The sequence below is a fragment of the Brevibacterium sp. MGP-B1 genome (genome assembly GCF_057766545.1).
In genome coordinates, this window is sequence record NZ_CM173407.1 from 3,067,163 (window position 1) to 3,087,434 (window position 20,272).

The 20,272-nt window shown below is 65.6% G+C and carries 18 protein-coding genes and 1 pseudogene; 8 read left to right on the forward strand and 11 right to left on the reverse strand.

What is annotated here, in order from left to right; all coding sequences use genetic code 11:
- Positions 1-138 precede the first annotated feature (138 nt).
- The 4 genes and pseudogenes from AC3CD9_RS13990 to AC3CD9_RS14005 all read right to left on the reverse strand — a co-directional run.
- Complete coding sequence (locus tag AC3CD9_RS13990) at positions 139-2,826, reverse strand: LuxR C-terminal-related transcriptional regulator (RefSeq protein ID WP_488364494.1); 2,688 nt, start codon at positions 2,824-2,826, stop codon at positions 139-141.
- 283 nt (positions 2,827-3,109) lie between these two features.
- Positions 3,110-5,677: a LuxR C-terminal-related transcriptional regulator gene (locus AC3CD9_RS13995; RefSeq protein ID WP_488364495.1), complete on the reverse strand. Its 2,568-nt coding sequence runs from the start codon at positions 5,675-5,677 to the stop codon at positions 3,110-3,112.
- Positions 5,662-6,411: a helix-turn-helix transcriptional regulator gene (locus tag AC3CD9_RS14000; RefSeq protein WP_488367556.1), complete on the reverse strand. Its 750-nt coding sequence runs from the start codon at positions 6,409-6,411 to the stop codon at positions 5,662-5,664. Before AC3CD9_RS14000 ends, AC3CD9_RS13995 begins: the two co-directional genes overlap by 16 nt.
- A gap of 1,380 nt (positions 6,412-7,791) precedes the next feature.
- Positions 7,792-8,295, reverse strand: a pseudogene (locus AC3CD9_RS14005) (AAA family ATPase); the annotation flags it as partial.
- Between the two features lie 216 nt (positions 8,296-8,511).
- Between AC3CD9_RS14005 and AC3CD9_RS14010 the strand changes: the two are divergent.
- Together AC3CD9_RS14010 and AC3CD9_RS14015 are read left to right on the forward strand one after the other, a co-directional pair.
- Positions 8,512-9,705, forward strand: coding sequence for an acyl-CoA dehydrogenase family protein (locus AC3CD9_RS14010; RefSeq protein ID WP_139909269.1), 1,194 nt, complete (start codon positions 8,512-8,514; stop codon positions 9,703-9,705).
- 38 nt (positions 9,706-9,743) lie between these two features.
- Positions 9,744-10,889, forward strand: a complete 1,146-nt coding sequence (locus AC3CD9_RS14015; protein ID WP_101547173.1) for an acyl-CoA dehydrogenase family protein — start codon at positions 9,744-9,746, stop codon at positions 10,887-10,889.
- A gap of 460 nt (positions 10,890-11,349) precedes the next feature.
- Here the strand turns inward: AC3CD9_RS14015 and AC3CD9_RS14020 are convergent, their stop codons facing one another.
- From AC3CD9_RS14020 to pyrE, 4 genes are all read right to left on the reverse strand, one after another.
- Positions 11,350-11,979, reverse strand: a complete 630-nt coding sequence (locus AC3CD9_RS14020; protein WP_488364496.1) for a TrmH family RNA methyltransferase — start codon at positions 11,977-11,979, stop codon at positions 11,350-11,352.
- Positions 11,976-13,637, reverse strand: coding sequence for an ABC transporter permease (locus AC3CD9_RS14025; protein ID WP_488364498.1), 1,662 nt, complete (start codon positions 13,635-13,637; stop codon positions 11,976-11,978). Before AC3CD9_RS14025 ends, AC3CD9_RS14020 begins: the two co-directional genes overlap by 4 nt.
- Positions 13,637-14,512 (reverse strand): ABC transporter ATP-binding protein, encoded by an 876-nt coding sequence (locus AC3CD9_RS14030; protein ID WP_488364499.1) that lies wholly within the window; start codon positions 14,510-14,512, stop codon positions 13,637-13,639. The genes AC3CD9_RS14025 and AC3CD9_RS14030 overlap by 1 nt, the downstream gene beginning before the upstream one ends.
- A gap of 180 nt (positions 14,513-14,692) precedes the next feature.
- Entirely contained in the window at positions 14,693-15,259 is a 567-nt protein-coding gene (gene pyrE, locus AC3CD9_RS14035; RefSeq protein WP_488364501.1) for an orotate phosphoribosyltransferase, read from the reverse strand.
- A 304-nt stretch (positions 15,260-15,563) separates the two neighbouring features.
- On the opposite strand from pyrE, the gene AC3CD9_RS14040 reads away from it, so the two are divergent.
- Positions 15,564-15,836, forward strand: a complete 273-nt coding sequence (locus AC3CD9_RS14040) for a GlsB/YeaQ/YmgE family stress response membrane protein (protein ID WP_488364502.1) — start codon at positions 15,564-15,566, stop codon at positions 15,834-15,836.
- Positions 15,837-16,289: 453 nt separating this feature from the next.
- Here AC3CD9_RS14040 and AC3CD9_RS14045 read toward each other — a convergent pair whose 3' ends face one another.
- The 3 genes from AC3CD9_RS14045 to AC3CD9_RS14055 are packed head-to-tail and all read right to left on the reverse strand — an operon-like array spanning position 16,290 to position 17,687.
- Positions 16,290-16,661 (reverse strand): hypothetical protein, encoded by a 372-nt coding sequence (locus AC3CD9_RS14045; protein WP_488364503.1) that lies wholly within the window; start codon positions 16,659-16,661, stop codon positions 16,290-16,292.
- Positions 16,654-17,127 carry an Asp23/Gls24 family envelope stress response protein gene (locus AC3CD9_RS14050; protein ID WP_488364504.1) on the reverse strand — a complete coding sequence of 158 codons (474 nt, stop codon included), beginning with the start codon at positions 17,125-17,127 and terminating at the stop codon, positions 16,654-16,656. The genes AC3CD9_RS14045 and AC3CD9_RS14050 overlap by 8 nt, the downstream gene beginning before the upstream one ends.
- Positions 17,124-17,687, reverse strand: a complete 564-nt coding sequence (locus AC3CD9_RS14055; protein WP_488364505.1) for an RNA polymerase sigma factor — start codon at positions 17,685-17,687, stop codon at positions 17,124-17,126. Before AC3CD9_RS14055 ends, AC3CD9_RS14050 begins: the two co-directional genes overlap by 4 nt.
- Before the next feature lie 200 nt (positions 17,688-17,887).
- On the opposite strand from AC3CD9_RS14055, the gene AC3CD9_RS14060 reads away from it, so the two are divergent.
- The 5 genes from AC3CD9_RS14060 to AC3CD9_RS14080 are packed head-to-tail and all read left to right on the forward strand — an operon-like array spanning position 17,888 to position 20,137.
- On the forward strand, positions 17,888-18,358 hold the full coding sequence (locus AC3CD9_RS14060) for an Asp23/Gls24 family envelope stress response protein (protein ID WP_488364506.1): 471 nt from the start codon (positions 17,888-17,890) through the stop codon (positions 18,356-18,358).
- A gap of 37 nt (positions 18,359-18,395) precedes the next feature.
- Complete coding sequence (locus AC3CD9_RS14065; RefSeq protein ID WP_062862592.1) at positions 18,396-18,578, forward strand: hypothetical protein; 183 nt, start codon at positions 18,396-18,398, stop codon at positions 18,576-18,578.
- A 4-nt stretch (positions 18,579-18,582) separates the two neighbouring features.
- Entirely contained in the window at positions 18,583-18,972 is a 390-nt protein-coding gene (locus AC3CD9_RS14070) for an Asp23/Gls24 family envelope stress response protein (RefSeq protein WP_488364508.1), read from the forward strand.
- On the forward strand, positions 18,969-19,544 hold the full coding sequence (locus AC3CD9_RS14075) for a DUF6286 domain-containing protein (protein ID WP_488364510.1): 576 nt from the start codon (positions 18,969-18,971) through the stop codon (positions 19,542-19,544). The genes AC3CD9_RS14070 and AC3CD9_RS14075 overlap by 4 nt, the downstream gene beginning before the upstream one ends.
- Positions 19,541-20,137 carry an Asp23/Gls24 family envelope stress response protein gene (locus AC3CD9_RS14080; RefSeq protein ID WP_488364511.1) on the forward strand — a complete coding sequence of 199 codons (597 nt, stop codon included), beginning with the start codon at positions 19,541-19,543 and terminating at the stop codon, positions 20,135-20,137. Before AC3CD9_RS14075 ends, AC3CD9_RS14080 begins: the two co-directional genes overlap by 4 nt.
- The last annotated feature ends 135 nt before the right edge of the window (positions 20,138-20,272 follow it).

Consider the following 20,272-nt stretch of genomic DNA (forward strand, 5'->3'; position numbering starts at 1 on the left):
TATGGGTGCGATGGCTCTGCTCTGGTGCTTGCGGAGAGGAGACTGCGGTCATCCGCGACCGCGGTGCGGGTGTCCGCGGGGCGTTCTGCCGCAGACGGCCCGATCCGCCTGCGGCAGGTGCTCCAACAAGATGTCGGTTCAGACCGCGGCGAGACGAGGGTTGCCCGCCAATCGAGACACGAGCTCTGTGCGTGACCCGACATCGAGCTTGCGATAGACAGCGGTGAGGCGGAGTTCGACGGTGCGCAGGGAGACGAAGATCCGCTCGGAGATCTCCCGATTCTTCATTCCCGCACGAACCAGTTCGACGACCTTGAGCTCCTCGTCGCTGAGTTCGCCGAGGCGCGGCAGCTCAGGCATCGTCGGCACCTTCGGCTCTTCGACGATCTGCCCGGTGCGGAGATGGTCGGCGAGACGACCGGCCCCGACTTCGCGAAACAGCGCCGCAGCGGCAAGTCTCTGTTCGCGTGCTCTCAGGTTCGAACCGTTGTCGGTCAGGCGAGAGGCAAACGCCGCATGAGTGACCGCCTTCTCGAAGACGAACTCTGAGGTGCTGGACTGCCGCAGCACTCGCCCGAACAGGTCGGTGGCAGTCTCCCCGGCGGCCAGAAGCGCTTCACTCCGACTGACGACAAGATCGGTCCACCGAGAAGGGCAGGCCCTCGCGCGGTCACGCAGCTTCTGGAGCAGAAGAGCCGCATGCTCTCTTCTGCCGATACCCACCAAGGCTTCGATGAGGTCGCCCTCGAAACGACGCACGTTCGGGTTGGTCTCGTCCTCGGACAGCTGTTCGCAGCGCCGAAGGTGTCCGATCGCTTCGGCTGCGCAGTCGGCGCGCAGCAGGTATCTGCCCTGGAGCGCATTCAGCTCGGCCAGCAGACGGTGGTTGTTCGTCGCCGAAGCTCGGACCGCGGCCTGTTCCTCGACGAGCCCCGCTTCACCGGCGCGTCCGGTCAGCAGCAGCTTCCAGGCGTGCAGCAGCAGGATCCGATCCTGCCGGACGACGACGAGCCCTCTGCGCTTGTCGGCCTCCGATTCCGCGATGAGCCTGTCGATGACGTCGACGGCCTGGCTGACTCGGCCGAGGCGCATTTCCAGATCAGCACGGACACAGTCCACCTGCCGCTTCCAGACCCTGGTCGCAGCACAGGTCTCACCGATGTGGTCGAGCACAGCCGAGGCGGCTTCATAATGCTCGGTGAGCACCAGTCCCTGGGCGACGGCGAGTCCGAAGCTCGGCCTGATCGCATCCTGGTGTTCCTGCAGGCTCGCGAATCCGGCGAGCGCCGACCCGTCCTTTCCGCAGTTGCCGTCAAGCAGGATGCGCACGGCCTGGACAAGCTGTGCCTCGCTGTCGCGACAATGCTCATCGGCGGCTTCGGCAAGTGCCAGAAGCTCCTGCGCTCGGACGAATTCGCCTCGTTCACAGTGGCAGAGTGCCAACGTCAGCTGCAGGCGCGCCACTTCGACGGGTGCCTGCTCCGATTCGTATCTGCTCCACGACGTGAACAGTGAGGACGGCAGGGTCTGCGTCTCGAGGAAGACATTGCGGACTTCGAGAGTCCGAGCGCGGACCACGACCGCGGCCCGGTTCGAACGAGAGGCGATCTGCACATAGCGGCGGGAGAAGGCGAATTGCCCGTGATCGGACAGCGTCTCGGCGATCTCGACCAGCTGACCGCGCAGCTCCTCGAGATCGTTGCAGACCCGGATGGCCCGTTCGGCGAATTCGGCCCCTCCGGCAGTGAGTCCGCGTCGCACCAGTCCGAGAGCGTGTGCCGCCAGCTGCTGTGCGGTCTCCTCACCCGGGTCGATGAACGAGACATGCCAGGCTTCGACCTGCGGCCACGTGTCGGCGCAGTCTTCGGCCAGGACGAGGTGGGTTCGGCGTCGCTCGCTCGCCCCCATCGACTGCTGCACCATGGCACGGACGAATCCGTGGGGTATCCGCAGAAAGGCTCCCCGACGTTCGATCGTTCCGCGCGATTCGAGTTCGTCGACGGCTTCCCAGAATCCGGGCAGTCTCCTGGCCAGAGGCCGCAGCGGAGTCAGTGGGGACAGCGACAGGCATCTGAGCAGCGCTTCGGCATTGGGCGTCAGCCCCTCGACATAGTCGGCGATCATCGGACGGCTGGCCGGTCCCACTCGCACCGGGATCGACAGAGCGATCTCCCCGCGCATCTCACTGGGCGCCATCTCCTCGAGGATGTGGCTGAGGGCCAAGGGACGACCCGAGGCGGCGTGGGCGGCGACCTGGGCTGCCTCCTCGGCGATCCTGGTATGACCGAAGCGAGCCAAGGCGAGGTCACGGGCGAGCTCGATGAGCTCGGCGATGCTGAGATCCGCAAGTTCGATCTCCGGCACCGAGGCGAACGGACCGTCGTCGTCGATCGACCGCGCCGTGATGACGATGTGCAGTCGCCCTGACTTCAACCGACGCAGCGCCTGACCGAGCACCCGCTGCGAGTCCATGTCCATCTCGTCGGCATTGGGCACGAGGATGAGCGTGTCCTCATCGCCGGGAATCGATCGGAGAGCCGTCATCATGTTCGGCACGATCTCATCATCGGCGAGCTCCGCCGGATCGGAGGGGCCGTTCACGGATGCGCTGACTGCGGCGAGCAGGCCGCTTATCCCGGACCAGGGCGTGTCCTCATCGAGCGGACTCGATGCGACCCTGATGACCGTTCCGTCCCACTCCGACTCGAGTGCCCGCAGGATCGATCGCCTCCCGGACCCGAAGCCGCCGGTGAGGGCGGCGGCGCGGTGCCGCGAGAGGAGGGAGCGGAGGTCGCCGACTTCCTTGCGACGAATCACCTGACGCATGATCCGCCTCCCGTCGTCGAGTCCGGGGAGCTCGTTCGGAGAAGGATTTCCGGTCCGGAGACGGACGGCGCCGGTCGCACGGCGCGGGGATCGGTTCGCTGAGGAGGCTGAGGCGTGATGTCCATACTCAGATACTGCTCGCCGGCAGCCGTCTCGGACCAGGTGGTCGATACCGGAGTCGCCTTCGGGTCACTACTCAGTCACCGCCAGGTCACCACCGGAGCACCGCAGTGAGTACTCACCCGAGTCCGAAATCCCGCAGTCGGTGATACTCGGTTCGCGCTCAGGCGCGCAGTCGGCCTTCGGTATCCCGCATCGCCTCGGCGACCTGGTCCCTGCGCTCGACACCGAGCTTGCGGAACAGCCGGTAGGTGTGCCCCTCGACCGTTCGCACCCGCACCCCCAATTCCAGCGCGATCTCCGCATTCGATCGGCCCGCGACGATGAGCGTGCTGATCTGCTTCTCCCGGGCGGTCAGTCCGATGTTCTGCCTGCCCAGCCCACTACTCTGGCCAGCTCCGAACCGCGCGGCCAGAGCGATGCACTTACCCGCCAGGTCGGGCATCGACGCTCCATATTCCTCCGCAAGAGACGTCAGGGCTGCACGATCACGACCACGCAATGCAGCGCCGAGGCGACCGACGATGTCGAACTCACGCCCGGTTCCGTGCCCGGCGGCTTCACACATCGCCTCGGGCGCGATCTCGTCGAAGTGCAGGAAGAGGTGCAGGCGGATGAGCACGACGATCGCTGCTGACCCATCGGCTTCGGCTTCGTCCAACATCCGACGCAGCTCGTGCTCGTACCGAGTCTCACCGGTGCGTATCGCTCGTGCAGTGGCTCGCAGCACAAGCGCACGTCGATATTCGTGAAAGAGAGCGGTGACGGGCAGTTCGTCGAAGCGGGCGTGCAGGTCGTCGGCGTCAGCGACGGTTCCGACTCGTGAGACCGCATATTCGGCCTCTGCCAATGCGATGGCCAGCTGGGTGCCCATGTTCCAGTAGGTGAGCGATTCGATCGCAGCCCTCAGTGCGTTCATGGCCCCCGGCAGATTGCCCTCGAGCAGGTGAGTCTTCGCCCACAGCAGGTCGATCGGCCCGGAACGAGCCGACAGGTACGCGATGTCATGCGTCGCCAGTGTCGTCATCAGCTCTCTCGCCTCAGCGGTTCGTCCCAGCTGCAGAAGTGTGCGCCCCTGCAGCATGGTCAGGTGAAGTGAACCTGTGCTTTCGCTGCTGAAGTCGGCTCGAGCGGATTCGAGGAGCGCGAGTGCTTCCAAGGTGCGTCCCGAGTCGAGCATGTCGGTCGCGTGCAGCATCGTGTCGAGCAGATGGAAGTTGCCCGTTGCCCCGCCCTCGGGTGTGAGTCCGTCGAAGACGTCCACGGTGATCGGTCGTTCTTCGGCCACGACGGCAGCGACACGGTCGAGGAATTCGAGTCCGAACGCTGCGTCCACTCCCCCTCCGGGGTGTCCGTCACCTTCCTCGTGCAGCCGATTCAGAGCGGTGCGGAAGTCCGCAAGCCGCAGGGCAGGAGACATGGATGCAGAAGCGCGGTTCATCCAGACCACGAGCGCATCGACGACCAGCGGAGCACAGCATGCGGTGCGAACCGCATGGGCCAAGATGTCGAGTCCGAGGGGAATCTTGTTGCAGCCGCAGTAGAGCAGAGCGACCGAGAGCAGCTCGTGCGGACTCATCTTCTCCGTCGGGATCTCCGCGATCAGCCGCATGGCCCGATGCCAGTCTCCGAGGCGAGCGGCGATCAGTGCGGCGTCGATGGTCCTCGACTCGCTGACTTCCGCTCCGCAGATCAGTCCCCACTCGGCCCTGACCACCTGCGACCACTCCGCAGGTGCATCTCCGCTGGAGTCGATGAAGTCGAACCACTCACGACTCCGACCGGTCGGGGTCGTGTACCTGATCGTGTCCGAGGTGTGGTTCTCCACTGCCTCATAGATATGGGGTCTCTGCGCGTCGATCTTCAGTTCACCGGCGGCCACGAGCGCATCCGCGGCTTCTCCGAGCCCCGCCTCGAGCAGTGTCGCCAGCTCCACCTCCCCCGCGAGGACGACCAGCTCGAGGGCCTCCGTCTCCTGCGGCGAGTGGTCGGCGAGACCGATCCGTGCGTAGTCGCGGGCACGCGCATCGTAGTCGGTGTCGTGTCCGTCGAGGATCCACACTCCTCGGCGCATGAGGAAGCGCGACCGTCGTGCGGTGTATTCGAGGAGTTCGATGAGCTTTCCCGGATTGCGCTTCGAATGGAAGTCGACGATGTCGACCACTGCTTGGGACACGATGTGACCGAGGCGGTGTTCGATCATCGACCGATAGTCCTCACGCGGCAGAGGGCCGAGGACGAGATGCTGGAGCACACGGTCTTCGACCATAGTCGAGAACGGCATGACCCCACTCTCGGGATTGGACCGCGACATCGCGACGAGCCTGATCGAGCCGACGCTGGCCAAGTCGGTCAGGACCTCCTGCGAACGGGAATCGAGCAGGTGGGCATCGTCGACGAAGACCGCCTGCGAGGTTCGAGTCGAGGTGAGCCGGGACACGATTCGCCCCAGCAGTGTGGACGGGTCACCGTCGAGGTCGATGAGCAGACCGAAGACGCCGAACTCGGTGTTCTGGTGCACGCGGTCCCCGCGGATCCAGATTCCGTCGTTTCCGTCCTCGAAGGCCGTTCTCGCCAAAAGGGTCTTGCCGACGCCGATCTCACCTTCGATGAGGATTCCGGAGCATTCCGAGCAGCGCAGCGACTGACGAATCAGTTCGAGTTCGCCCTTGCGCCCGAAGATCTCTGCTCCGTCACGAGCACTCGAGGCGGCGGTCAGTTCCTCAGCCATTCCGTCACCACCTCTCGTAGCTCCTGCCGATTGGCCACATGCACTCGACGGTAGAGGCGACCGAGGTGCCATTCGACGGTTCGGGTCGACAGGTGCAGCTCTTCTCCGATCTCTGCGCTCGTTCGGCCCTCGACGATGCCCGTGATGATCGACTGCTCGAGCTCGCCCAGATTCGCGTGGAACTGTTTCCCGTCGGCATCGAAGTCGAGCACGCGCCGGCTCCGGCCCAGCAGGATCCGGGCTTCCTTGGTGGCTGGGGCGTCGCCTGAGGCAACGGCGCGTTTTCGGGCCTCGCCGGACAGCTGGGCGCAGAGCACGACCGCGCCGAAGATCAGCGCCTCACGGGCCGCGGTGATGAGCGCCTGCAGATCGTCAGTGCTGAAGGCATGAGCCACGGCGCGCAGCAGGCGACCGAGGGCGCCATCGATCCTGCCGGCCGAGGCGGACAATCCGCCGATTGCCTGTTCATGCCCGAGTCGACCTGCCTCGAGCCAGGCGAGGCAGGCAAGGGTGTGCGCACCATGTTCGTCTGCCCAAGCCCCGAGCTCATACAGCTGCGGGGCCGCGGGCCCCGGCGACGTCTGTGCCAGGGCCTGCAGATCGAAGAGCCTGGCTTCGAATGACGCCCACCAGGAATGCCGACTGGCTTCGGCCTCCTCGTCGACAGCGATCGAGACGACCTCCGTCCGCTGATCTGTCAGCACAGCGGAAAGAGACAGGGCCGACCTGGCCATTCCAGCGATATCGACGATGTCGCAGGGATCGGCGCCGAGATTGAGTTCGCCGAGGATGCGGTGGGCCTTCGCCGCGTTGCCGGTGCGCAGGTCGATGAGCGCGTTCGTCAGCCTGGTCAGCCTCCGACTGGAGGTCAATTCATCCATTGCCGCTCGCGCCTCGGCCCATTTGCCGGCGATGAAGTTCGCTACGAAGAACTGCGGTATGGCGTCTTCCCGTTCGAACGATTCGGGCCCGGGAAGTCCGAACATCAGCCGAGCCTGCGCGATATAACTCAGTCCCAGTTCGATGCGCCCAGCCATCACTTCTGCCACGCCGAGGAACGCGCATGCGCGCAGACGGTGGCGCACCGAGCTCGCATGGTTGAGATAGACGCTCTCGGCCAGAGCGCAGGCAGCGGCGATACGACCTCCCTTGAGGTCGAACCTGGCGCGCGTCGCGTCGAGCCGACCGACGTCGATCGGCAGCGAAAGCGTGTCCCGGACCCAGTCCAGCCGCAGATCCTCGGGCCTCCTTGGGTCAACCAACCTCAGTTCCATCGAGGCAAGACGGGACAGATACTCCTGTTTTGAGGTATCCGGGTTCAGACACGCCTCGGATACCAGCGGGTCGATGATCTCCCTGGCTTGCCTGAGACGGCCTGCTCCCCACTCGCAGCGGGCGAGCTCGAGGTCGAGTTCGGGACCGCGATAGTCGCTGGTGCGGATGATCTCTGCGGCTTCGAGGTATCTGCCCCGCGCGTTTCCCCAACCGGCGGCATCCAGAACCTGTTTGGGAGTCGGCACCCGGCCCAAGGAGATCGACCACGCGGCGTAGCCGAAGAGCGTCCTGCCGTGAAGTGCCGAAAGATCCGCTCCGGCATCGAACCGGGTGAGCAGCTCGAGGCTGCGAGAGGGAGGGACCATGGCTCGGACGTTCTCAGCCGTGACGGGTTCGTGCATGCTCACCGTTCCTCCTCGCCCCTTCGAGATCGAGAGCAGACCATCCTCCGCCAGAGAGTCGATCGTCTGCGGACTCGCGAACCCGACGAGCACGTCATAGGGCACGGCTTCGATGAGAGCGACGGTTTCGATGACCTCTCGGCTGGGCTGATCGGCCCGGGCGATCGCGGTTTCGACCCCGCTGGTCCGGCTCCGCCCGAACAGCAGCCTCTCGAGCAGCCGGGGATTGCCATGGGCGAGCGCGGTCAGCTCCGAGACCGATCTCGTCTCGGTCTCCATGAGTCCGATGCTGTTGATCATCGCAGCCGCATCCGCCTCGTCGATACCGTCCAGATCGATCCTGACAACGCTTCCGGACAGCCACAGTCCGGCGATGAGATCGACCGGCGGACGCGCCGATTCGGCGGCGATGACGAGTTTGATCCTGCGCGCATCCGTCAGCTGAGCCAGCACTGCGAGGGAATGGTCGTCGACGAGATCGGCATTGTCGACGACGACCAGGGAGCCACCGCCATCGGCTCTGCGCTCGAACAGATCACCGATCACCGACAGCGCTCGACCGGGCGGGAGGCCTGTGTCGATGCCCTCCCGCGACAGCAGGATTTCGAAGATTCCGAGGTTCCGGACCCGCGCGTTCTCCGAGCCGCGCAGGCGGGTGACCGCAAGATCGGGGTCGAGACGAGAGAGCGAAGCATTCACCAGCGCGGTCTTCCCGATGCCCGCAGCGCCGATGAGGAGTGCACCCAGATGCCTCTGCCCTGAGATCGCGTCGACGACCGTCGAGAGCTCGGACTCATAGCCGAAGAGCCGACGCGACGGTGCGACCGGGGGGATATGCGTGGTCCTGCCTGACACGTCACTCAGCTTTCCGTACCCCTGGGGATCTTCTGCAGCGGGGAATGCGGAGCCCAGCGGCGCGGGGTTCAATCCGGAGAGGCTCACGTCTCGGAATCAACGATGAAATTCCTGAATAACTATTACCACCCGCAATAGGTGTAGTAATACATTTCTGAAATAAAGTTAGGCGATTGTGACATTAACATCCGGTCCCACGGAAGGGCCGCCTCGGCGAGGATCCCCGTCGTTTCCCACTTGTGAGCCCGAACACCGAACCGTACCATTGGAGGAAAGTTACTGAACGATCTATAAGGAGTTCGCATGGACACCCTACTGAATGCAGAAGAGCGCGAGTTCGCGCAGCAGATGCGTCAGTTCTACCGCACGGAGATCCCCGAGGAACTCCGCTTCAAGGTCGCCACCGGCCAGGAGCTGAGCAAGGAGGACATGGTCACCTCGCAGCGGATCCTCAACCAGCACGGCTACGCCGTGCCGAACTGGCCGGTCGAATGGGGCGGCCAGGACTGGACCCCCGTGCAGCGTCACATCTGGCTCGAAGAGATGCAGCTGGCCTGCGTTCCGCAGCCGCTGCCGTTCAACGTGTCCATGGTCGGTCCCGTCATCGCCACCTTCGGCTCGCAGGAGATCAAGGAACGCTTCCTGCCCGCCACCGCGAACATCGACATCTGGTGGTCGCAGGGATTCTCCGAGCCCAACGCCGGCTCGGACCTCGCCTCGCTCAAGACCACCGCGGTGCGCCAGGGCGACAAGTACATCGTCAACGGCCAGAAGACCTGGACGACCCTGGGCCAGTACGGCGACTGGATCTTCAACCTCGTGCGCACCGACCCGGACGTGAAGAAGCAGGCCGGCATCTCCTTCCTGCTCATCGACATGAAGACCCCCGGCGTCACCGTCCGTCCGATCCAGCTCATCGACGGCGGCCATGAGGTCAACGAAGTCTTCTTCGACAATGTCGAGGTCCCCGTCGAGAACCTCGTCGGCGAAGAGAACAAGGGCTGGACCTACGCGAAGTTCCTCCTCGGCAACGAGCGCACCGGAATCGCCCGCATCGGCGGCTCGAAGGTCAACCTCGCCCGCGCCAAGGCCTATGCCGCGGTGACGAAGACCGCTCGCGGCACTCTGCTCGACGATCCCCTGTTCTCCGCCCGTCTGACGAAGATCGAAGCCGAACTCACCGCGCTCGAGATGACCCAGCTGCGGATCCTCTCGACCCAGGCCGCCGGGTCCGACAAGCCGGATCCGCGTTCCTCGGTGCTCAAGCTCAAGGGCTCCCAGCTGCAGGAGGACATCTCCGAACTCCTCGTCGACGTGCTCGGTCCGCAGGGTCTCGACTTCGTTTCCGACCGTGTGCAGGGCCAGGGTCTGTCCGACCTGCCCAACGGCGCTGTCGACGCTCTGCCCGGCTACTTCAACACCCGCAAGGTCACCATCTACGGCGGTTCGTCCGAGGTGCAGCGCGGAATCATCTCGAAGGCACTGCTCGGTCTCTGAGACACCGACGCTCACTCGATCTCCCAAGAAGGACAACAATGGATCTTGAACTCAACGACATTCAGCAAGAACTCGCCAGCACACTGAACAAGTACCTGCGCAGCGAGTACGACATCGCCAAGCGCGAAGAGATCCTTCGCAGCGACGAGGGCATCTCCCGCGAGAAGTGGCAGGCCTTCGCCGAGATGGGACTGCTCGGACTTGCGATTCCCGAGTCCTACGGCGGCGCGGACATGACCTTCAACGAGGTGGCCGTGGTCGCCGAGGCGTTCGGTCGCTCACTCGTCCTCGAACCGTTCCTGGCTACTGCAGTCCTCGGTGCCAATGCCGTTCTGCTCGGCGGCAGCGAGGAGCAGAAGCAGGCCATCCTGCCCGGTGTGGCAGAGGGCCAGACCTTCCTCGCTCTCGCAGCGCTCGAGCCCGGACTGCGCTACGCAGTCGACGCTCCGCAGACTCAGGTCTCCGGTGCCGACGGCAGCTTCACCCTCACCGGCGAGAAGAACAACGTGCTCGGCGGAGACGTCGCCGACCACTTCGTCGTCACCGCCACGCAGAACGGCGAGCTGGGCCTCTACCTCGTCGCCGCCGATGCCGAGGGTCTGACCCGTGTGGCTCAGCGCCAGGCCGATGGTCTGGGAAGCGCGAACCTCAAGCTCGAGGGGGTCGCCGCCCAGCGCCTCGACGCAGCCGACGCCAACGCCGTGCTGTCCGAGGTCCTCGACCTGGGCAACGCTGCAATCATGGCTGAGGCCGTCGGTGCGCTCGAAGCCTCGCTGACGATGACTGCCGAGTACCTGAAGACCCGTGAGCAGTTCGGTGCTCCGATCGGTGCGAACCAGGCTCTGCAGCACCGCGCCGCCGACCTCTACGCCGAACTCGAGTACGCGCGCAGCATGGCTCTGTACTCTCGCCTGGCCGTGACTTCCGAAGTTCCGGGCGCCGAGAAGGACCGCCACCGCGACGTCATCGCCGCGAAGATCATCGTCGACCGGGCTGCTCGCAACATCAGCCAGGAGTCGATCCAGATGCACGGCGGCATCGGCATGACCATGGAATACCCCATCGGTCACTACGCCAAGCGTCTGACGGTCATGACCCGCACCTTCGACGACTCGGATTCGCTGACCGCGGAGCTCGCCGAACTCGGCGGACTCATCGAACCCCACGCCGCCGACCTCAGCTGAGGCAGCGGCACTTCAGCGCCGCACGTTCGACCCCGAGCGTGCGGCGCTGCGTCGTCGGGGCCTATCACCGCCCACCGAGGCGGCCGGATCCCGGCAGCACGGAAGCGCCGAGGCGGCACGATCATCGTCGTGCCGTGCCGCCTCGGCGCTTCTTCGTGTCCGCACATTGCGCAACTTCGCAGTCCGTGTTTCCTCTGCCCAACCCCGGCGAGGGTACGGCGCCCTCGGCACTTCATGGGCAGATACGCTGCTGCTCCCGGCGGAATCGGTTTGTTGGGGCGATCCGCGGTGATCTGAGCGCGTATAACACCGTGGATCGACCCAACAATGCCGTCAACCGCACCTGCGCAAGGAGGACAGGGCCTCCTCGGCGAGACTACGGCCTCCTGTACGGGAAGGACGGGACTTCCTCAGGGAGACCAAGTCCTCCGCTGCGAGGCCTCCGTTGCCGGCAGCGAACTCAGTTCACGGGCTGGTCGTACACGTGCCGGCGGATCCAGGAGTGCATGGTGATCGCGGCGGCGGCTGCGGCGTTCATCGACCGTGTCGAACCGTACTGCGCGATCGAGAGCACGTCGCGGCTCGCCTGGTGCGCTTCCTCGCTCAGTCCCGGTCCTTCCTGGCCGAACAGCAGCAGGCAGCGCTTGGGCAGGTCGTAGGTCTCCAGCGGCACTGAGTCCGGGAAGTTGTCGATGCCCAGCAGGGGCACGTCGTTCTCGGCGCACCAGCTGAGCAGGTCGTCCACGCTCGGATGGTGGATGACGTGCTGGTACTTGTCGGTGACCATCGCTCCACGCCGGTTCCAGCGGCGTTTGCCGACGATGTGCACGGCTGCGGCGTTGAAGGCGTTGGCGGTGCGCACGACCGAACCGATGTTGAGGTCGTGCTGCCAGTTCTCGACTCCGACGTGGAAATCGTGCCGCGTGGCATCGAGGTCGGCCACGATCGCATCGTGCTTCCAGTACCGATACTGATCGACCACATTGCGCCGATCACCCTCAGCCAGCAGCTCCGGATCGAAGTGCTCGCCCACCGGCCAGGGGCCGGTCCACGGACCGACCCCCACCTGCGGTTCAGCGCTTTCGGTCACTTGTCGTCGCGGGAATCATCCGCCGACTTCGCGTCCTCTTCGTCTTCTCCGCCGGACTTCACGTCTGACTTCTTCGTGCCGGATTCCTTCGCCGAGGATGCCGCCGACTTCGCGTCGTCCGAGTCCGCGTCGTCCGCCGCCTTCAGGCCCTCGTCCGAATCGGCATCATCCGCGTCATCGGCGCTCGAGTCGGACTTCGCGGCGCCCTTCGCCGAGGTGGTGGCACCGACCTTCTGCGCGCGCTTGCTCATCTTCACGGTCTTACCGCCGCGTCCGCCACCGGACAGCACCGAGCGCACGTACGCGCCCGAGGCCAGAGCATGGAGGATGACGGCGAGGACCAGAGCGATGCCGGCGGCGACGAGGCCCTCCCACCACTCGGCCTGACCGGCGAAGGAGCGGCCGGCGATGCCCAGCGGCGAGGTGAACGGCGTCCACGACAGCACCTTCGCGACGGTGCCCGAGGGTCCGATGATGACCGGAGCGAAGAAGCCCGCCACGGTGATGACGCCGATGATCGTGAGGAAGGTGGCGCGTGCCTTGGAGCCGACGACGGTCGACGCCCAGACGAGCAGCGCGAACACCGACCAGGCGGTGAGGAGCAGGGCCAGCGCGAACCAGCCCAGGCCCGGCAGCATGGCGAATGCCAGGGACGTCTTGCCCGACAGCGAAAGTCCGAGCTCGGTTATGACGGCGGCCGCAACGAGGTGGACGACGACCAGGGTCAGCATGCCAGTGACTCGGCCCGAGGCCGAGGCGCGCGGCGGAATCGTGGCTGCGATGATCTCGGTGATCCGGTTGCGTTTCTCCAGGCGCAGGTTCTGATACAGCGCAGTGCCCAGAGTGGCGACGACGAGCAGCGACAGCGCGACCATGCCCCACAGCAGCGGGGTGGCCACGGCGCCGTCGACGGCCGGGGTCTCGAGCAGCGTCGCCTCGGTCTTCGGCGCGAGCTTCTCGAGCAGAGCGTCGGGCTGCTTGTCGAGGGCGATGATCGTCGGCTGTCCCTGACCGCTCGGGTCCTGGATGAATGCGGCGTCGACCTTGCCTTCACGCACGAGCTTCTCGGCGGCGGGGGCGTCCTTGGCGTCGGTGATCTTCACACCCAGCTGCTGCTCATACATCGCCGCCTGTTCGCCGACTCCGACCATCGCCATGGTCGGAGTGCCCGAGTCCTTCTGCACGTCGGCGACGATTCCGGAGATGATCGCGGCCAGCACGCCGAGGATGATCACGGCGGCCGTGACCAGGAAGTAGGGGCTGCGCATGGCCGTGGTGGACTCACGATTCGACACGAGCCACGCGGCCTGGCGGTTGCCGACATCGACGAATTCCGAGACCAGTCCGGTCTCCGGCAGTTCGTCGGGGTCGGGGGTGTCCTCGGCGAGCTCGAAGGGAACGTCGTCGAGGCCGGCGGTGGCACCGGACTCGTCCGCTTCCTTCGCCTCGGTGCCCTTCTTCGCCGAGGCGGCCGATCCCTTGGTCGCACCGGCGGCAGTCGCCTCGTCGTTCGAGTCGACCTCCTCGGCCGTGGTCTCGTCTTCGATCACATCGTCGTCGACGGGCACACCGAGGTCGTCGATGCCTTCGCCGGCCGTGCCCTTGGACACGAGCGGTTCCGGGGACTCGTCATTCGCACCATTGTCTTTGCGCGCCATTACAGAGCCTCCTTGTACTGCTCGGCCAGTGTCGGGCGGACACTTTCGAAGTTCTTCACATTCTTCAGCTCGGCCACGGCTGCGGCGGCCGACTTCGCATCATTCGCGCGGAAGCTCACGCCCTCGCGTCGGACGGTCTTCACGCCGCTGATTCCCGTTCGGGATTTCAGCGCCGAGGCGGCCGCCTCGGTGTCAGTCGTCTCGACGCGGTAGTGCGGGTCACCGAGCAGCTTCTCGACGCTGCCCGAGGCGGTCACCTTGCCCTGGTTCAGAACGATGACATCATCGGCGAACGCTTGTGCGGCCTCCCAGTCGTCGGTGGCCAGGACGACAGGCACGCCCGAGGATGCGTGGGCCCGCAGCAGGGACGTGACCAGGCGCAGCGAGGCGGCGTCAAGGCCGGCGAAGGCATCGTCGATGACGACGACGTCCGGGTCGGCGGCCAGGGTCGCGGCGATGTCGACGCGGGCGATCTCGGCGCCGGAGAGGTTCTTCAGCGGTGCGTAGCCGCGGTCGGCGAGCTCGAGATGGCCGAGCAGGGTCAGCGCATTCCGTTCGGCCGCGCCCAGGGTGATCCCGTGCAGGCGGGCGAGGTAGACGATCTGGTCGAGCACGCGCATGTTCGGGTATCCGCCGCGCTCGGCGGGCAGATAGCCGAAGTTCTGCCGGTCGCCGAAGTCGAGTTCGAAGTCCTCGAGTTCGATGGTGCCCTCATCAGCGGCGATGAGGCCCATGATGATGCGCACCAATTCGGTGCGGCCCGCCGAGCGGGTTCCCACGATTGCGGTGATCCGGCCCGCCTCGGCGGTGAAACTCACCTCGTCCAGATATGTCCGCTTCCCTTTGCGCAGGGAAACCTCTTTCAGTGTGAGCACGCGTCATCCTTTACATCGAACAGTTCTTGGGGAGTGTCTCATCTATCGTGTTGAAATAAGAGACTTGTTTCAAACCACGTCCTCGATTTCGACAGAATTGCCAGTCGAGTCCCAGGTCGTGATCGGTGAGCCGAATTCGCCGAGGCGGCACCGTCTCGCCCCACCTCGCCGAGGCGGGTCTCAGTCGAGGCCGAGATCCGCGGTCGTCAGCGCGGTCAGGTACGGAATTCCCGTGGCTTGGACCCGTTCCTTGGCGCCGGTGTCGCGGTCCATGACCACGGCCACGGCGACCACCTCGGCGCCGGCCTCCTTGAGCGCTTCGACGGCGGTGAGCACGGAACCGCCCGTGGTCGACGTATCCTCGACGGCGACGACGCGCTTGCCGGCGACGTCGGGGCCTTCGACGCGACGGGACATTCCGTGCTTCTTCGCCTCTTTGCGCACGACGAAGGAGTCGAGCGGGGTGCCGCGCACCACCGACCGGTGCAGGACTGCGGTGCCGACCGGGTCGGCGCCCATCGTCAGGCCGCCGACGGCATCGACCTTGTCGAGCAGATCATGAGCCTCGAGGAGGTCGAGGACGACATCCCCGACGAGCGGTGCCGAGCGGTGATCGAGGGTGACCCGACGCAGATCGAGGTAGTAGTCGGCCTCCTTGCCGGAGGAGAGGGTCACCCTGCCGCGCACCACGGCGAGTTCGTCGATGAGGTCGAGCAGTTGTCGGCGAGTGTCAGCGCTGTCGGTCATGAACTCCAGTCTACTGGGCGGTCGGACCATGCCCGTTCAGCCCCGTCTCAGTGACCGGGCGCGCTCCCTTTCAGCGTCCAGAAGGCCTCTCGCAGACCTCCCGCCTCAGAGCCCAGCCGCCCTACTGACGATGCCTGCTGTCACTGGGCGTGAGGATCCGCATGAGGATCCGGTTGGCCCTGCGTCTGTATAGATGTCATAAAGGATCAACAAGACTTGGCACTTACCCGGCGTTTCGGTTGTACAGTGGCAAAAGCACCGTGCAACCCGGCCGGTCAACTGTCTCAGAAGGGACGTGAGCAACATGGGTTTCATCGCATACCTCATCCTCGGACTCATCGCCGGAGCCATCGCTAAGGCGATCCTGCCCGGCAAACAGGGCGGCGGCTTCTTCGCCACGCTCATCCTCGGCGTCATCGGAGCCATGCTGGGCGGCTGGCTCGGCGGCATGATCTTCGGCGTCCAGATGGACAAGTTCTTCTCACTGTCGTCGTGGCTGTGCGCGATCGGCGGCTCGCTGATCGTGCTCATCATCTGGGGCCTCATCACCGGACGCTCGAAGAGCAAGGCCGACTGAGGGACTGCAGCCATCTAGAGAGCCACTGCCCGGCGGCACCCCGTTGCGGCCAAACACAGCCGCAGACGGCAGCGTCGGCAACAGCCCAGAAAAAGGTGGACAGCCCAAGTTTGAAACTGGGCTATCCACCTTTTTCTGTGCCGAAAGCATGTGAACCCGCTTCAGTCACGGCCGAAACGGGTTTATGGAGCACCCTTCTCTGAAATGCCCAGTTTCCTCAGTGGGCAATTGAGAGAAAGGTGTACCTAAAGCGGAATCCGCTGGTACTGGGGGTCTTCCGCAGGACCACGACCGACCCGCATAAGACCGCGTCCGCACTGCGCCACTGACCGAGCAACCGCAGACGGCACCGTCGGCAATAGCCCAGAAAAAGGCGAACAGCTCAGTTTCAAACATGTGCTGTTCGCGTTTTTCTGTGCCGTTCGCGTCTTGAGTGCCGCCCGCCGCGCGACCTCAGCGGCTGCGGCTGACGATGTGCACGTCGATGTCGATCTCCCCGATGGGCCCGTCGACTGCAGCCTGCAGGTCGACGGCGATGACGGCGAAGAGCTCGTCGACGATCTCGGTCACGGGCCGACTGTCATCGAGATGCGCATCGATCCGGACGCCGAGATCCTCGCCTGTGCGCCAGACCTCGACGCGCAGCGGTTCGGATCCGGTTCGGCGCATCACTCGCGCGGCCGCGTTGGCGATCATGTCGCGCAGCCCCGGCGCCAGGCCGGTGACGCCGTCGACTCCGGTGACGGATTCGGTCAGGCGGGCCGAGACCGCCGCCTCGTCGAATCCGCGTGAGGTCCCGCTTTCAACCCTCGGCTTCTCAGTCATCGGCGGCCTCCTCATCGACGAAGACGTCCTCGACGGTGACGTCGACTCGCATTGCGGGGATCCCCACCTGCGCGATCAGGGCACCGGCGACGCTGCGGCGGACATCCTCGGCGGCGGAGACGAAGGCCGTCCCCGCGCTCATCGTCACGGTCAGCGCAACTTCGACGGCGCTGCCCTCCGGCTCGCCCGCGGGGGTCAGATTCACGCTGCGTGCGCGGATCCCGGGCACGGAGTCGACGGCCTCGCGGATGATTCCACGCACCTCCGCCGTCGAGATCCGGAAAGGGTTGCCGCGCTCGGTCGTCAGCTTCGTGGCCGGCGCCAGGACCGCGTCCTCGCGCACGATCTGGAGGATGCGTTCGCGCAGGCCGACGGATTCCGCGGGGTCCGGTTCGAAGGCCCCCATGTATTCGTCGATGATGCCGCGCAGGTGAGCGTCCGTGGCGTTGACGGACTCGTCGCTCATACCCATCCTTCCATGCCCTCGGCGATGGCGGTTCGGGCGCGGTGGATGCGTCCGCGCACACTGCCTTCGCTGATTCCCAAGGTCTCGGCGACCTCGGCGTAGCTGAGACCTTCCATCTGGTGGAGCACCCACGTTACACGCTGCTCCGAGGACAGAGTCTGCAGAATCTCGGAGAAATGCTCGAGCGCCGTGCGTGCCTCGACGGACCGTTCGACCGAGGCGGCACCGTCGACGTGATGGCCGAGGTCCTCCGGATCCGAGGCTTCGGAGGGCCGGGAGGTGCGTCGACGCAGCACATCCGTGCAGCGGTTCGAGGCCATCCGGTAGATCCACGTACCGAAGGCAGCGGGTTCGGCCAAGGCGTCGAGCGATCTCCAGGCCCTGACGAGCGTGTCCTGAACGACGTCCTCGGCATCCTGTCGATCCCCGAGCGCACGCCAGGCGAAACGCAGCAGCTTCCGCTCGTATTCGTCGACGAGGGCCTCGAACGAGGCGATATCGCCCTCGCGAGCGCGCACAACCAGGGTGACGACGTCGAAACGATCATCTCCCCTTGTCATATCCCCATCGTAGGCCACGGTTCCGCGGAACCGGCTTGCCGCCTCGGCGAAAAATCCGCCCCGGTCAAAAATACGCTCCGGCGAAAAATTTCTGCGAACACTGCGTGAGGATTCTCATCAGGCTGCGTCTGTACCTGTGTAAGCATCCTTCAGACGAAGGACTTGCGAACCGCATGCCCCTCCAACGAAAAGGAAGAACGATGCCGGAACTCAAGCAGTCCGATTCGAACCAGAAGGTCCAGACCACCCAGAACGATGACGTGCGCAGCCCACTCGTCACCGAGATGGGCACCACCACCATCGCCGAGAACGTCGTCGCCAAGCTCACCGGAATCGCCGCCCGCGAGGTCCCCGGCGTCTTCGGCATGGGCAATGCCGCACGCCGCGCCTTCGACACCCTCACCGACCGCATCCCCGGCTCGCAGACCAACGTCTCCGGCGGAGTGTCCGTGGAGAAGGGTGAGAAGCAGACCGCCATCGACCTCACCATCGTCGTCGAATACGGCACCTCCATCGTCGACGTCGCCGAGGCGATCCGCCGCAACGTCGTCCGCGCCGTCGAACAGGGCACCGGACTCCAGGTCGTCGAGGTCAACATCGACGTCACCGACGTCCACCTGCCCGAGGACGACGAAGAGGCTCCGGCCAAGGATTCGCCGGAACTCAACTGACCCTCATCCGCAGCACCACCTCGGCAGAAGGAATGCCATGTCGAAAACTCTCATCGGACTCCTCGTCGGCCTGACGCTGGGAATCGTCGCCTACTTCGGCGGCTTCCTCGCGTTCCTCGTCGTCGCCATCTGCGGCGGGCTCGGCCTGGTCGTCGGCCTCGTCCTCGACGGGCGCCTCGACCTGTCCGCGCTGAGCTCACGCTCGACCACGCGGAGGTAGCGCCGTGGCCCCGATACTCGACGACGCTCCAGCTCGCCGAGGCGGCCTGACGATCGCGGACAAGGTCGTGGAGCGCACCGCCGGACAGGTGCTGAAAGACCTGCCCGGCGTCGGCGGCACGAGCTCGGGCCTCTTCGGAATCGGAGCGAGTTCCAGCCTGGACACGCGCCCGTCCGTGGATGTCACCCTGTCCGGGCGCAGCTGCACGCTCGCCGTCCAGCTGGGCCTGGCCTACCCCACCCCCATCGCCGAGGCGACCGAACACATCCGCTCCACCCTGAGTCACGAAGTCGAACGCCTCACCGGTGTCACCGTCCGTCAGGTCGACATCAGCGTGCGGTGGCTCGCCCCGGAATCCTCCGGTGCGAATCGAGGAAGGAATCGCCTGCAATGAGCACACGCCTGCTGCGCAAGCGGCCCTCCCGCATCGGTCCGGCCGTGGTCGTCGCCCTCATCCTGCTGCTCCTCGCCGTGGGACTCGGCTGGGCCGGCATCGCCGCATTCGTGAGCTTCGGATCCGTCGCAGCCGCACTGATCGAGGCGCCGGATTCCGCCATCGCCGAGGCGGCCGGGAACCTGCACTGGAATTCCGCGGTCGTCGTCGCGGTCGGCATCGTCCTGACTCTGCTCGGACTCATCGCCTTCATCCTCGGCGTCTCCCCCGGAGCGCGCCGCATCCTCGGCGTGAAAGCCGCTGGGTCAGAACACATCGGTGATTTCGAGGTCGCCCTGCCCACCTCGGCGCTGTCGCAGATCGCTGCCGCGGCCGCCGATGGCGTCGACGGCGTCAGCGGGGTCAAAGCCTCGTCGAACGCGGGATCGACGATCGTGACGTTCTCGACTCCGATCCGCGACGTTGAGCCGATCCGCGCCAAGGTCGAAGCCACCGTCAGGGACCGCTTCGCCTCGATCTCATTCGACCGCACCCCCACGGTGAAGGTCCAGGCCAGAAGGAGTCAGTCATGAGACGCACGGCCGCCGCTGCCAACCGCACGGGACTGATCATCCTCGGCCTCATCGCGCTGATCATCGGACTGGCAGTGCTCGCCATCGGGTTCGGTCTCACCGCCCCGGTCGGCCCTGCCCTGGAGGCGGGAGCGGATCTCGGTCCGGTCGCCTCGGTGCTGGCGCTGCCCTATTCGGCGCTCATCGCCGTGATCGTGGCCCTCATCCTCGCGATCATCGGGCTCCGCTGGCTGAGCGTGCAGGTCCCGCGCAAGGACTTCGCAAAGCCCTTCCGGATGCAAGCCGATGCCCGCACGGGTCTGACCACGGTGAATGCGGAGGCCATCGCCGAGGCGGTCGCCACCGACCTCGAATCCACCGACGGAGTCTCCGACGCCACGGTGATTCTGCGCGGCACCGCGCGGAGTCCGGAGCTGCTCATCCACGTCGACGCCGATGAGCGGGCCGATATCGATGCCGTCGTCGCCGAAGTCGCCGAGCGCGCCGCCGGCAATGCGGCAATGGCACTCGGTGCTCCGCTGAGCGCGGTGGCTTTGGAGATCGGCATCGCCCGCACTCGCTCGCGCCGCCAGCGCAGCGTCAGCGTCCAGTAGCCCGCATCCGATGGCGCCGCAGTCGGCAGAAGCCGGCAGCTTCTGCTTCAGCAGCAGGCAGCAGGCAGCGGCGAGGTCACTATCGGATGCGGCCTCCGAATCTAGGTCACTATCGGATACTTCTTGCGGGCAGAA

Excerpts from the sequence above, each read along its gene's own strand:
- AC3CD9_RS13995 (WP_488364495.1), bottom strand. The coding sequence starts at position 5,677 with ATGGCTGAGGAACTGACCGCCGCCTCGAGTGCTCGTGACGGAGCAGAG.
- AC3CD9_RS14015 (WP_101547173.1), top strand. The coding sequence starts at position 9,744 with ATGGATCTTGAACTCAACGACATTCAGCAAGAACTCGCCAGCACACTG.
- pyrE (WP_488364501.1), bottom strand. The coding sequence starts at position 15,259 with ATGACCGACAGCGCTGACACTCGCCGACAACTGCTCGACCTCATCGAC.
- AC3CD9_RS14040 (WP_488364502.1), top strand. The coding sequence starts at position 15,564 with ATGGGTTTCATCGCATACCTCATCCTCGGACTCATCGCCGGAGCCATC.
- AC3CD9_RS13990 (WP_488364494.1), bottom strand. The coding sequence starts at position 2,826 with ATGCGTCAGGTGATTCGTCGCAAGGAAGTCGGCGACCTCCGCTCCCTC.
- AC3CD9_RS14010 (WP_139909269.1), top strand. The coding sequence starts at position 8,512 with ATGGACACCCTACTGAATGCAGAAGAGCGCGAGTTCGCGCAGCAGATG.
- AC3CD9_RS14080 (WP_488364511.1), top strand. The coding sequence starts at position 19,541 with ATGAGACGCACGGCCGCCGCTGCCAACCGCACGGGACTGATCATCCTC.
- AC3CD9_RS14075 (WP_488364510.1), top strand. The coding sequence starts at position 18,969 with ATGAGCACACGCCTGCTGCGCAAGCGGCCCTCCCGCATCGGTCCGGCC.
- AC3CD9_RS14000 (WP_488367556.1), bottom strand. The coding sequence starts at position 6,411 with ATGGCCAGGTCGGCCCTGTCTCTTTCCGCTGTGCTGACAGATCAGCGG.
- AC3CD9_RS14060 (WP_488364506.1), top strand. The coding sequence starts at position 17,888 with ATGCCGGAACTCAAGCAGTCCGATTCGAACCAGAAGGTCCAGACCACC.
- AC3CD9_RS14055 (WP_488364505.1), bottom strand. The coding sequence starts at position 17,687 with ATGACAAGGGGAGATGATCGTTTCGACGTCGTCACCCTGGTTGTGCGC.
- AC3CD9_RS14050 (WP_488364504.1), bottom strand. The coding sequence starts at position 17,127 with ATGAGCGACGAGTCCGTCAACGCCACGGACGCTCACCTGCGCGGCATC.
- AC3CD9_RS14025 (WP_488364498.1), bottom strand. The coding sequence starts at position 13,637 with ATGGCGCGCAAAGACAATGGTGCGAATGACGAGTCCCCGGAACCGCTC.
- AC3CD9_RS14045 (WP_488364503.1), bottom strand. The coding sequence starts at position 16,661 with ATGACTGAGAAGCCGAGGGTTGAAAGCGGGACCTCACGCGGATTCGAC.
- AC3CD9_RS14065 (WP_062862592.1), top strand. The coding sequence starts at position 18,396 with ATGTCGAAAACTCTCATCGGACTCCTCGTCGGCCTGACGCTGGGAATC.